Genomic DNA, 12,802 nt, shown 5'->3' with positions numbered 1-12,802 from the left:
CGCACCCGCGATGGATCCGTCAGCAGCGGCCCGTCCCCGCGGCGGGCACGGGCCGCAGGCGACGGATGGACGCGGCGGCGGCCCGCTCAGGCCGTCGCGTGCAGCGCGGCGTACGCGCCGCCCGTCGCGAGCAGCTCATCGTGCGTCCCCTGCTCCACGACGCGCCCCTCGCTGAGCACCACGATCCGGTCGGCCGTGCGGACGGTGCTCAGGCGGTGGGCGACGATCAGCGTCGTGCGCCCCTCGCGCAGCCGGTCGAGGGCGAGCCGGACCTCGCGCTCGGTGCGCGGATCGAGTGCGGCGGTCGCCTCGTCGAGCACGAGCAGACGGGGGTCGCGGATCAGGGCCCGCGCGATCGCGAGGCGCTGGCGCTGGCCTCCCGACAGCAGGGCGCCCCGCTCCCCCACGACCGTGTCCCAGCCGTCGGGCAGCTCGAGGACGAACTCCGCGTTCGCCACCCGCAGCGCCGCCTCGAGCCGGTGGTCGTCGGCGTCCGCTGTCCCGTAGAGCACGTTGTCGCGGATGCTGCCGCGGAAGAGCACCGACTCCTGCGGCACGACCGAGACGAAGCGGCGGGCCGTGCGCATGTCGAGGGCGGCGATGTCACGGCCGTCGAGCAGCACGCGGCCCTGCGAGGGGCGGACGAATCCGAGGACCACCCGGGTCAGCGTCGACTTCCCCGAGCCGGAGGGGCCGACGAAGGCCACGGTCTCCCCCGGGGCGATCCGGAGCGACACGTCGTGCAGCACGCGCCGGTCGCCGTAGTCGACGCTCACCCGGTCGAGCTCGACTCCTCCGGCGAGGGCGTCGACGACCGGCTCGCCCTCGTTGTGCTCCACGTCGGGATCTGCCAGGACCTCGGCGATCGAGCGGCGCGACTCGAGGCCGCGGGTGACCAGCGGAGCAGTCTGGAACGCCGCCGTGATCGTCCCGGTGAGCAGCGCGAAGTAGGAGCTCAGCAGCACGACCTCGCCGACCGTCACCGGCAGGACGCCCGTCATCGCGATGACGGCTGCGCCGAAGAGCGAGCCGAGCGTGATGAGCTGGTAGCTGCTCCACGACAGCGCCCCGAAGCGCCCGTTCAGGCGGTCGAGGGCGACGCCCGCCCGCTCGACGCGGCGGGCGGCCTCCACCACCCGCTGGACCGAGACCTTCTCGAGGCCGTGGGCGCGGGTGACCTCGAGGAGCGCGGACATCTCGCCGACGGTGCCGGACATCGTCTCGACGTGGCGCCGGAACGCCTCGTTGCCGGCCGCTGTCCGCCGACGGAGCCAGAGCACGAGTGCGGCCGCGAGCGGGACGGTCAGCGCGAACACCAGCAGGAACTGCGGCACCCTCGTGCCCGTCGCCACTCCGGCTCCGACGAGCACCACCAGCGCTGTCAGCACCGGCCCGAAGGCCTGCTGCAGCATCAGCTCGAGGTTCTCGACGTCGCGCACCACCTTCGTCTGGGCGATGGAGGCGCTGCCTCGCGAGTGGTAGTCGAGCGAGAGGCTCTGCAGCCGCTCGGCGAGCGCCTCCCGCAGCCGCAGGCCCAGCGCGCGGACGGCGGACGAGGAGAGCCGCACGTAGACCGCGTTCGCCCCGATGTTCGCGAGGATCGTCGCCGCGGCGGCCGCGGCCGGCACGACGAGCGCCGATGGCGACCGGCCGTCGACGAGGGCGTCGACCACGGCGGCGGTGACGAGCGGCAGGATCCACAGCGGGCTGTCCTTGACGACGTAGGCGAGCGCCGCCCCGACGACCCGGTGCCGCGACGGGCGCAGGGCCGAGCGGAGCGGATGCTCGGAGGAGATGCCGCTCACGGCACGAGGGCGGGCTCGCGCGCCGCCGCCGTCGATCGGAGGATCAGGGCGGCCGCGCCGATCAGAGGCCCCTCCCCGCCGAGCCCGGACGGGCGGACGTCGAGACCGCGGGCGTAGTCCAGGACAGCGTGCTCTCGGGCGCTCGCCTGCACGAGGTGGAGGTAGTCGCGGGTCACGCCCGCGAAACCGCCGCCGACGGCGAAGTCGTGCACGTCGAGCAGGGTCGCCGCGCCCGCGATCGCCGTGCCGACGGCCTCGGCGGAGCGGCGGACCGCGGACAGGGCCACGGCGTCGCCGTCCGCGGCCGCGCGCCCGAGCTCCTCCCCGGTGCTCCCGGCGAAGCCCCGGCGCCGGGCCCAGGCGACGGTGCTCGGTCCGGAGGCGATGCTCTCGAGCGTCCCGTCGCTCCCCTCCTCGGGGTCGGCGTCGGCGACGTGCACCTGGCCCAGGTGGCCGGCGTTGCCGGAGCGGCCCGCCAGCACCCGGCCGTCGAGGACGATCCCGCCGCCGATCCCGGTCGACACGACGAGGCTCACCGAGGAGACGGCGCCCCGGTTGGCCCCGTACCAGTGCTCGGCGAGGGCGATGCAGGTCCCGTCGAGGCGCAGCTCGACCGGCCGACCGGGCACGAGCCGCTCGAGCGCCTCCCGGAGCGGGACGCCGTGGAGCAGCGGGAGGTTCTTCGGTCGGATCCGGCCGCCGTCGAGGTCGATCGGCCCCGCGGATCCGGCGCCGACGCCGACGACGTCCGCCCCGGCCGTCGAGGCGGCGACGCACTCCGCGAGCGCCCGCTCGAACTCCTCAGGAGTCAGGGCGGGGCCGGTCGCGCGCCGGTGCCGCGTGCCGGGCACGAGCCCGCCCCCGGCGTCGACGAGGGCGGTCTCGATCTTCGTGCCGCCGACGTCGACGGCCAGGGCGGGCTGCGTGCTCACCGCGGATCAGGCCCAGTCGGCGACGAGCTGGTTGGCCGTGCGCAGCACGCTCGGCGACACCAGCGCCTCGGTGTCGAGACCGGAGCCGCGCACCGTGAAGACGACGCTCTCGCCCGGCAGCAGCGTGACCAGCTGGTCGTCGACGACGGCGGACGGGTCCACCTTGTCGACCAGGAGGGTGACGTCGCGCACGAGGTTCTCGGCGGTGACGGTCACCTGCACTCCGCCCTCGACGGGGGCGGCGCTCGTGCGCAGGCGCGCGGCCTCCAGGGCGGAGTCGCGGTACTCGGCGAAGAACCAGAACGCGCGCGTCCCGGCGAAGTCGACGACGAGCAGCTCGGCGGCGGCGTCCTCGGGCGTCGCCACGCCGGACCCGATCGGCAGGGTGCGCACCGAGCGCGCCCCGACCGCGAGCTCCTGCCGCTCCTCCGCCAGCACCGTCCCGTCGAACGCCAGGCGGCGCACGACGCACTCGCCGGCCCACTCCTCGGGGGAGTCGCCCACGGCGACCACGGCGAGCCCCTCCCCGCGCGGCTGCACGGTGAGCAGACGGTCCTCGAAGACGTGCTTGAGCGCGTAGAGGAGCGGCTTGGCGGTGCCGTCGCCGTCCACCGCGGCCCACGAGGTGACCGGCCAGCAGTCGTTGAGCTGCCAGACGATCGAGCCCATGCAGCGCGGGCTCTCGGAGCGCTGGTGCTCGATCGCGAGCGTCACCGCGAGCGCCTGGTTGAGCGACATCGCCCAGTGCCAGTCCTCCGTGTCGTCGGGCAGCGGGAGGTGAGCGACGAGACCGTCGGTCAGCTTGTCGTTGCCGTCGGTCGCCTTCTGGTGGTGGATCATCCCGGGCGACTCGGGAGTCAGCGGCGAGTCCGAGATCGAGCGCTGGATGGTCGACCACGACGCCGGCCCCTGCCAGCCGAACTCGGCGACGAATCGCGCGTGGGCGTCCCGGTAGGCGGGGTAGTCGACGCGGTTCCACAGCTCCCAGAGGTGCACGGAGCCGTGGTCGAGGTCGTTCGCGAAGATCTGCGGGTCGCCCGACCAGGGGCTCCCGGGCGTGTACGAGCGCGCCGGGTCGAGCTCGGCGACCAGGCGCGGGAGCAGATCGAGGTAGTAGCCCAGGCCCCAGGTGCGGCCCTGGAGGCGCTTCTCCCAGCCCCACTCCTCGAAGCCCCAGATGTTCTCGTTGTTGCCGTTCCAAAGCGCGAGGCTCGGGTGCGGCATGATCCGCGTGACGTTGTCGCGGACCTCCGCCTCGACCTCGCTGCGGAGCGGCTCCTCCTCCGCGTAGGCCGCGCAGGCGAAGAGGAAGTCCTGCCAGACGAGGATGCCGCGCTCGTCGCAGAGGTCGTAGAAGTCGTCGGACTCGAAGTAGCCGCCGCCCCAGATGCGGAGGAGGTTGAGGTTCGCGGACTCGGCCTGGTCCATCCTGCGGGCGAGGCGCTCGCGGTCGACCCGGGTGATGAAGGCGTCGTCCGGGATCCAGTTGGCTCCGCGGATCCAGACGGGCTCGCCGTTGACGACGAAGCGGAACGAGGTGCCCTCGTCGTCGCGGTCGAGCTGCACCTCCAGGGTCCGGAAGCCGATCCGCTGGGAGCGCTCGTCGATGACGGCTCCGCCCTGCAGGAGCGCGACCTCGAGGTCGTGGAGCGGCTGCCCGCCGAAGCCCCGCGGCCACCACAGGGCCACCTCGGCCGCCTCGAGGTGGAGGACCGCGGTGCGCTCGCCACCGGGGACGCTCGCCACGGCCTCCGCGCCGGCGACGGAGGCGCGCACCTCCACCTCGGCGTCCGAGGCCCGGTCGAGCCCCACGTGCAGCTCGACGCGGCCGGTCGTCCCGTCGACCGTGACCACGGGGCGCACCGAGGCGAGGCGCGCACCGCTCCAGGCATGGAGGGTCACCGGCTTCCAGATGCCGGCGGAGGCGGCGTCCAGCCCCCAGTCCCAGCCGAAGTTGCAGGCGGCCTTCCGCAGGGCGTTGAAGGGGTGGGAGTAGGTGTGCGGCCGGTAGCCGATCTCGAGGCTCGCTCGGTCGGTCTCGGCGACGGGCGAGGCGAAGGCGACGACCAGCTCGTTCGCGCCCTCCTGCAGAGCCTCGTCGACGCGGATCCGGTAGGTGCGGTGCTGGTTGCGGGTGCGGGCGATCTCGCGCCCGTTCAGCGTGACGACGGCCACCGTGTCCAGGCCCTCGAAGACGAGCTCGTGCACGTCGCGGCCGTCGGGGGCCCAGTCGAACGAGGAGGAGTACTCCCAGTCCGTCTCGCCGATCCAGGTGACCTTCTTCTCGTTCTGGTCGAGATAGGGGTCGGGGATCAGCCCGGCCGCGAGCAGATCGGTGTGGACGAGGCCGGGGACCACCGCGGGGACGACGGCCGAGACCAGCTCGGCGGGGATCGGCCCGCGGGTCGCGCGGACACTCCAGCCGTCGTGCAGCGGACGGCTGGTGGCCGCCGCGGTGCGAGGAGTGGTGTCGAGGGTGTGGGTCACTTCGTAGCTCCTGATGTCAGTCCGTTGTAGATGAAGCGCTGGAGGAAGAGGAACGCGATCAACGTCGGGACGATCACGAGGATCGTGCCGGCGGCGATGACCTCCCACTGCGCCCCGAAGGGCCCCATGAAGCGGAAGAGGGAGGTCGAGATCACGCCGAGGTCGCGCGAGGGCATGTAGAGGAAGGGGATGTAGAACTCGTTGTAGACCGCGATGCCCTTGATGATCACCACGGTCGCGATCGCGGGCTTCAGCAGCGGAAGCACGATCCGCCAGTACACGGTGAAGCGGCTCGCTCCGTCGAGCATCGCGGCCTCGTCCAGCGAGACCGGGATCGACTGCATGAACTGCAGGAAGATGTAGATCGCGACGATGTCGGTGCCCGTGAACAGCAGGATCGCCGACCAGCGGGTGTTGAAGAGGTCGAGGGCGTTGATCACCTGGAACGTCGCCACCTGCGTGGTGACGGACGGGACCAGCGTCGCGAGCAGGAAGAGCCCGGTCACCAGGCTCCGCCCGCGGAAGCGGAACCGGTCGATCGCGTAGGCAGCCATCGTGCCGATCAGCACGGTGCCCACGATCGAGACGACGAGGATGATCCCGGTGTTGAGGAACCCGGTGACCATCCCGCCCTGCGTGAAGGCGATGGCGAAGTTCTCGAGGTTGAACCAGTTCGAGGGCGGCGTGAGCGGTCCGGTGCCCCGGTACTCCGCCGAGGTCTTGAACGCGAGCATCACGATCGTGACGATCGGCACGAGAGCGAAGAGGCAGGCCACGATCAGCGAGCCGTACTTCCCGATCGAGCCGAGGACGGATCCCGCCGACCGGCGGGTGCGCCGCTCCTTCACGGCCGCCTGCCGCGTCACCGGGAGACCGGTGACCGCCGGGGGGCGCTGCTGGGTGCTGGTCATTCCTGGCTCGCCTTCTCGTCGGGGAACACGCGCCGCTGCACGGCCGTGATGATCAGCACGATCGCCAGCAGCACCACGGCCATCGCCGACGCGAGGCCGACCTTGGAGTAGCGGAAGGCGGTGTCGACGGTCTGGATCACGAAGGTCTCGGACCCGTTCGCGCCGCCGGTCATGATGTAGGGCATCTCGAAGGCCGAGAGCGCCCCGGCGATCGCGAGGATGAAGGACAGCCCGAGGATGCGCCGGATGCTCGGCACGATGATGTAGCGGAACTTGTCGAACGCGCTCGCGCCGTCGAGATCCGCCGCCTCGTACTGCTCCTCCGGGACCGACTGGATCGCACCGAGGAACAGCACGAAATTCAGCCCCATGTAGCGCCAGACCGAGGTGGCCGCGAGGGACACGTTGACGACGGAGGGGTCGCCGAGCCACTGCGGGGTGTCCTGCACGCCGAAGACGCCGAGCACCGCGTCGAGCGTGCCGTCCGGACGGAAGAAGTAGAGGAACATCAGCCCGATGGCGACGCCGTTGATCAGGTAGGGGAAGAAGATGACGCCCTTGAAGAAGTTGCGGAACCGGGTGCGGAAGCTCAGCAGCGTCGCGAAGAAGAGGGCGAGGCCGAGCTGCGCGATCGCGCCGGCGAGGTAGAACAGGCTGACGAAGAAGACGCGGAAGATCTCGGGCCGGGTGAAGATCTCGACGTAGTTCTCGAGGCCGACGAAGGTCTTGTCGGGGTCCAGGCCGTCCCAGTCGGTGACGCTGTACCAGAACATGTTCGCGACCGGGATGTACGTCAGCACGACCAGGAACGCCAGCGGGACCGCCAGGAAGAGCCAGGGGGTGATGCGCCTGCCGGTGAGGCGCTGCCGGCGGCGGGGCCGGATCCGCTTGCTCGCTCCGACCTCGATGGGCGGAGCGTCGGTGATCGCCATGGTCGATCCTTCCGTCGTTCGGGGGTGCAGGAGCGGTGGGGCTCCGGAGGGAGGGGGCGGGCGGCCGCGGGAGGCGGCCGCCCGCGGGGACTACTCGGCGACGTCGGCGCGGGCCGCGGCCCAGCGCGAGTTGAGGTCGGCGAACAGCGACTCCTTGTCGCCGGCGCCCGCACCGCGCGCGGCGTCGATCAGCTCCTGGCGGTAGGCGTTGCCGAACAGGTCGATCTCGGCCTCGTTGGCGATGTCGTTGATGACCGCCTCCTTGCCGACCGGGTCCGGGGCGAGTTCGAGGTACTGCACGCCGAGCGCGTCGAAGTCCGCGAGGGTGTCGGGAGCGGGGTCGCTGATCACGGGGCTGATCGCGCCCTGGCTCTCGGCGTAGCCGGACTCGTTCGTGAACCAGTCGATCCACGCGCGGGCGGTGGCCTTGTTGTCCGAGTTCTTGTTGATCGCGAGGAACTTGTCCGAGGCGGTCACCGAGGTGAAGGTCCCGTCCTGCGCCCACGGCATCGGCCAGAAGCCGATGACGTCGCGGGACTTCCCGGCCTTCTCTGCCGCGTCCTGCATCTGCGAGACGGCCCAGGAGCCGAGCACCATCGAGCCGATCTCCCCGCTCGCGAGGAGGTCCTTCGACTCCTCCCAGTTCGTGGTGGTCGGGTCCGCCTCGCTGAGGCCCTGCGCGACCGTGTCGTAGAGCAGGCCGTCGATGTTGTACTGGTCGTTGCCCTCGGTCCAGGGCGCGTCGTCCGCGATCATCTCGGTGCGGACGTCCGCCCCCTGCACCGTGCCGAGGTTGCCCTCGATCGTCGCGAGGGGCCACCCGTCCTTGTAGTTCGTGTAATAGGGGACGACGCCGTCGGCCTTGATCTTCTCGAGGTCGGCGAGGTACTCCTCCTCCGTGGCGGGCGGGTCGGTGATGCCCGCCGCGGTCCAGACGTCGCGGTTGAACACGTAGCCCATGGCCGAGCCGAAGGTCGAGACTCCGTAGGCGGTGCCGTCGAACGAGCCCTCGTTGGTGAAGCGGTAGGTCTTCGACAGCTCCTCCGTCGAGCCCAGCGGCTCGAAGTAGTCGGAGTAGTCGTCCTTGGTGACGTTGGAGCTCGGGATGAGCAGCACGTCGCCGTAGTCCTTCGAGTTCAGGCGGATCTTGGTGTCGCCCTCGTAGTCGGTCAGGGCCTCGAACTTCACTGTCGTCCCGGGGTACTTCCCCTCGAACGTCGTCGCGTAGTCGGCGAAGGTCGTGTCGACCAGGTCGGTGCGGTTGGTCAGCACAGTGATCTCGCCGGCCGGCTCGCCGGAGTCGTTCCCCGCCGATCCGCCGGAGCAGCCGGCGAGCGCGAGGGAGGACGTGACGGCGACGGCGACGATGCCGATCAGCGTGGTCCTGCGGTTTCTGGTGGGTCGTTGCACGGGTGTTCTCCTCGGTAGGGCGTCGCGGTGCGACGGTGAGTGCAGTGGGTGCGGGACGGAGGTCAGTGACGGGCCTGCCACCAGTGCCGGATCGTCGGGAGGTACTGGCGCACCAGCGACTCCAGCCACGACGGCACGTGAGGGTGGGGCGAGGGTCCGGCCGTCGGCGGCGCGGTGGGAGTCGTCGGCGGTGCGGTGGGCGTCGTCGTCGGCGGGGTGGTCGGCGTCGTCGTGGGCGGAGCGGTCGGCGTCGGCGTCGGGGCGGGCCCGGCGGCGACCACCGTCGCCACGTCGTCGACGGTGAGGACTCCGGTCCCCGATCCGTTCACGTAGAGGGCGTACTGGGTCACCGAGGTCAGGTCGAGATCGGCCTCCGGGGCCCACGACGGCGGAGCGAAGGCTGAGAAGGGGACGACGGTCGGCCCCTCCGTTGCCGGGGTGACGGAGGCCTCCCAGTAGGCGCCGTTCGCGACGAACTGCACCGAGAACGGGGCCGCGGCGTCCACGTCGAGGGTCAGCCCGGAGTAGCCCCACCAGTTCTGCGGAGCATCGAACGTCTTCACGACGCCCGCGTAGCCGGCCGTGCCCGTGTCGTAGTCGAAGCGCGCGGCGCTGCCGGCGCCGGAGGGCACCAGCGTCGGCGCGATGGTGCCGCCCCCGCTGTTCCGGACGTAGGCCTCGCGGACCGCCGCGTCGTCGGCGTAGCCCTCGAAGTCGTCGACCACGACGGGCTCCGTCGGCACGGCCGAGGTCTCGAACGAGCGGACCTCGGACACGGTGGAGCCGACGCCGTTCACGGCGGTCACCCGCCAGGAGTAGCGCGTCTCGGGGGCGAGGTCGACGTCCGGGCGGACGGTGGTCGCGGTGAGCCCGGTCGTCTCCACGATCGGGTCGGAGAGGTCCTCCGATGCCGAGAGGGTGAAGCGGTAGAACGCGGCGTCGGCGGCGGGCTCCCACGAGAACGCGGGGGTCGCGGTGATCCCGTCGGCGCCGGCGGCCGGCGCGACGAGCGCGGGGGCGGCCGGGGCGCCGAGCGGAGCGGCGTTCGGCGAGAAGAGGTTCACGGAGCCGATCTGCGGCGTCCACGCCTCGCCCGGGCCCTGCGGCCACGAGACGCGCAGCTGGTTCACGCCGGAGAGGCCGCGCACCGACAGCGTGTACTGCTTCCAGTTCCCGGTGCCGCCGCGGGTGTCGACCGCGATCGGCGCCCACGTCGCACCGTCGGCCGAGCCCTCCACGGTGAGCGGGGCGACCGGCTGGTCGGGCCAGTACCAGGCCGTCACGTCGGCGCCGCTGATGTCGTCGAAGCTCCAGGTGAGGCTCGCCGGATCGGTGCTCTCGCGCTTCACGCGGGAGACGTCTCCGCCGAACTGCGCGGGCGAGCCGGAGTCGATCGCGAGGCTGCCCGTGCGGGCCGACACCTTCGAGAAGTCGTCGAGCGGGTCGGCGAGGGCCACCGCCTCCGCCGCGCTCGTGACGGTGGCGCGCTCGAGGGTGGCGCTGCCGCTCCAGGAGAGGCGGACGGCGTCGCCGTCGAGGCCGTCCGCTCGGAGGGCGCCGCCGTCGACCGTGGTCGCGGCCGGAGTCCAGGTCGTCCCGTCGGTGCTCGTCGAGACGGTCGCGGCCGAGGGGTCCGAGAGGAGGAACTCGGCGGCGGTCACGCCGTCACGCTGCCAGGTGATGCTCGCAGCGCCCGTCGCGGCGACGACTCCGCCGGCCGGCGTCGGCTCGAGCCGCGCGTTCTCGTGTGCCGAGCTGAGGGTCCAGGTCTGCAGCGGATCGACGAGCACCGTGCCGGCCTCGGGCGCGGCCACGGGGTCGGAGGCGGGGCCGGGGCGATCGCCCTCGCCGACCGCGACCACGCGGTAGCGCGCTCCGTCGGGCGAGTCGTAGTCGGTGACCGGGGAGGCGGAGGCGGAGACGGCGCCGTCGGTCACGTCGCTCCAGGCACCGCCGTCGACCGAGCGCTGCACGAGATAGCCCTGCGCTCCCGCGGTCCCGCGCCACGAGACGGTGGTGATGCCGTACACCTGGTCGAGGGCCGTGACGAGCGGGGCGCCGAGCTCGTGCCGGCCGGGCGTGCTGCCGACGGCCGCGCTGTAGCGCTCGACCGCTTCCACGCTCTCCCGCTCCCGCGCCGAATCGCCCGGGTAGTGGAGGGTGAAGCCGTCGTCGTGCGGGACGAAGCCCCCGCGGTCGTTGTTCCCGAACAGCGACCAGAAGAACATGCCCGAGACGTTCCGGTCGGCCGCGGCCGCGTCGAGCAGCGTGGCGGAGGCGGCCGTCGAGGCGTACTCCCCCGCGATGTAGACCTTGCCCGCGTCCGCGACGGTCCGCGCGTCGGCCGAGACCCGCTCGGCGGTCGGCGGGTAGTAGTGGACGTCGACGATGTCGAGGTCCGGCGACGCGAGGGTGTCGGGATCGATGTCGAAGCGGCGGCCGGCGGCGACGAGCTGCTCCGGGGCCTTCTCCTTCAGGTGCGCGACCTGGGCGTCGATCCACTCGCGGGTCATGCCCTCGAGCTCGTTGCCCAGCTCCCACGCCATGATCGTCGGGTCGTCGATGAAGCGCGTCCCGGTGATCGTGTTCGTGTGGTCGAGCACGTGGTCGACGTAGTCCTGGTATGCCGCGATCGCGGCCGGATCGGTGTAGAAGTCGTCCGACTCGAGGCCGAGCGGAGTCGTGAAGTCGCGGTGACCGCCGTGGTAGTACTCCCACTGGTCGGTGAGCGGCAGCACCAGGCGGATGCCGAGAGTGCCCGCGTAGGCGACCGCGAAGTCGATGGTGCGGAACGCCTCCTCGTTGTACTCGCCGAGCCGCGGCATCAGCGCGAGCGGGTCGGCGTCGTCCTGGCTGGTCGACGTCATCATGTGCGAGCGCACGACGGTGACCCCGAGCCCGGCCGCCGTGTCGAGGGCGTCCTTGATGCGGAAGTAGGTCGGGTAGTCGATCCCGCCGACGTTCTCGTCGAGGCCGAGCCAGTAGATGTTCGTCCCGCTGGCACGGAAGCGCTCGCCGTCGAGGGTGAGGGCGCTGCCGTCGCGCTGGACGAACGCGGTGTTGGCGCTGGTCCAGTCGGCCGGCGCGGCCTGGGCGGCCTGGGCGGAGGACGCGGTCGCGACGAGGGTCGAGGCGACGACGGCGGCGATCGCTCCGCCGGCGAGGGCCGAGCGGAGGCGGGAGCGCCTCGAGGCGGGCGGTGCTGCGGCACGGGTCATGTGTGTTCCAGGGCTCCTTCGACCGGGGTGGAGGACCGGCTCGCGTCGTTCCGCTCTCGGGAGCGGGGCTCGTCGCCCCGCCCTCGTCGGCCGGTCCTCGGACAGACTCCCCTGTCCTCCCCGTCGAGGTCAATATCAAAAGTAAATAATTTATGTAACGAATGGAGACGGCAGTGCGAGCACGCGGGGCGTGGCGACGGCCGTCGACCGGCGGTCGGAGATGCTCAGGCCGCCGGCGCGCCCGTGGATCCGCGCGGGACGATCACGACGGCGGGGCTGCTGATCGCACGGCTCTCGCCACCCGCGATGCCGGCCAGGAGCTCCCGGCCGGCGAGCATCCCGATGACCTGCACGTCGTGCGAGACCGCCGAGAGCGGGGGCTCGCTGAGCTGGCACTGCGCGGAGTCGTCCCAGGCGAGGAGCGAGAGCTCGCCCGGGACGGCGAGACCGCGATCGCGGGCCTCGTCGAGTCCGCCGAGCGCCATCAGGTCGCTGTCGAAGACGACCGCCGTCGGCCGCTCGTCGCCGTCGAGCAGGGCCGCCAGAGCTCGGGCCCCGGAGGCCCGCGAGTAGTCGCCCCCGGCCGTCGGTCCGGACACTCCGTGCCGCGCGCACTCCTGCGCGAACGTCTCCTCGCGGATGCGCGTGTGCAGCAACTCCGCGGGTCCGGCGACGCGGCCGAGCCGGGAGTGGCCCTGACCGGCGAGGAAGTCGACGGCCGCGCGCATCGCGTTGTCGTCGTCCGTCCACACCGCGCGGAAGCCGACGGCGGCGCTCGGCGGGCCGATCACGACGGCGGGGAGGCCGAGGCCGCGCACGAACTCCGGCCGCGGATCCCCGTCCTCGAGGTCGACCAGGATCACGCCGCTCACCTCGCCGTCCTCGCTCCACCGCCGATAGGTCGCGAGCTCGGCGTCGGCGTCGGGCAGGACGTTGAGGAGCACCGAGTAGCCCGAGGGGCGGACCGCCCGCTCGACACCGGCGATGAACTCGTGGAAGTACGGCTCCGCGCCCATGATCTCGGTCGCCCGCACCAGGGCCAGGCCGATCGGTCTCGTCCGCGTCATCGCCACCGCCCTTCGTCGCCCGTCCAGAGTAGGGGGCCGA

The 12,802-nt window shown here is 72.1% G+C and carries 8 protein-coding genes; all 8 read right to left on the bottom strand.

What is annotated here, in order from left to right; translation table 11 throughout:
- Positions 1–86: 86 nt before the first annotated feature.
- Positions 87–1,805 carry an ABC transporter ATP-binding protein gene (locus C5C44_RS11820; protein ID WP_104247749.1) on the bottom strand — a complete coding sequence of 573 codons (1,719 nt, stop codon included), beginning with the start codon at positions 1,803–1,805 and terminating at the stop codon, positions 87–89.
- Positions 1,802–2,737: an ROK family protein gene (locus C5C44_RS11815; protein WP_104238483.1), complete on the bottom strand. Its 936-nt coding sequence runs from the start codon at positions 2,735–2,737 to the stop codon at positions 1,802–1,804. The genes C5C44_RS11820 and C5C44_RS11815 overlap by 4 nt, the downstream gene beginning before the upstream one ends.
- Positions 2,738–2,743: 6 nt before the next feature.
- The gene (locus C5C44_RS11810; protein ID WP_181027212.1) at positions 2,744–5,224 is read right to left on the bottom strand and encodes a glycoside hydrolase family 2 protein; all 2,481 of its coding nucleotides are present in this window, start codon (positions 5,222–5,224) and stop codon (positions 2,744–2,746) included.
- Positions 5,221–6,135 (bottom strand): carbohydrate ABC transporter permease, encoded by a 915-nt coding sequence (locus tag C5C44_RS11805; RefSeq protein WP_104238482.1) that lies wholly within the window; start codon positions 6,133–6,135, stop codon positions 5,221–5,223. The genes C5C44_RS11810 and C5C44_RS11805 overlap by 4 nt, the downstream gene beginning before the upstream one ends.
- On the bottom strand, positions 6,132–7,067 hold the full coding sequence (locus C5C44_RS11800; protein ID WP_104234025.1) for a carbohydrate ABC transporter permease: 936 nt from the start codon (positions 7,065–7,067) through the stop codon (positions 6,132–6,134). Before C5C44_RS11800 ends, C5C44_RS11805 begins: the two co-directional genes overlap by 4 nt.
- Positions 7,068–7,157: 90 nt before the next feature.
- Complete coding sequence (locus C5C44_RS11795; protein WP_104234024.1) at positions 7,158–8,477, bottom strand: ABC transporter substrate-binding protein; 1,320 nt, start codon at positions 8,475–8,477, stop codon at positions 7,158–7,160.
- Between the two features lie 62 nt (positions 8,478–8,539).
- Positions 8,540–11,695, bottom strand: coding sequence for a carbohydrate binding domain-containing protein (locus C5C44_RS11790; protein ID WP_104335916.1), 3,156 nt, complete (start codon positions 11,693–11,695; stop codon positions 8,540–8,542).
- A gap of 224 nt (positions 11,696–11,919) precedes the next feature.
- On the bottom strand, positions 11,920–12,762 hold the full coding sequence (locus C5C44_RS11785; protein ID WP_208543581.1) for a LacI family DNA-binding transcriptional regulator: 843 nt from the start codon (positions 12,760–12,762) through the stop codon (positions 11,920–11,922).
- Between the last annotated feature and the right edge of the window lie 40 nt (positions 12,763–12,802).

Source organism: Rathayibacter sp. AY1F6, from assembly GCF_002932035.1.
In the GTDB taxonomy this organism is placed as follows: domain Bacteria; phylum Actinomycetota; class Actinomycetes; order Actinomycetales; family Microbacteriaceae; genus Rathayibacter.
Note: the sequence above shows the minus strand (reverse complement) of the source record. Positions and strands in the feature narration are given on the sequence as shown.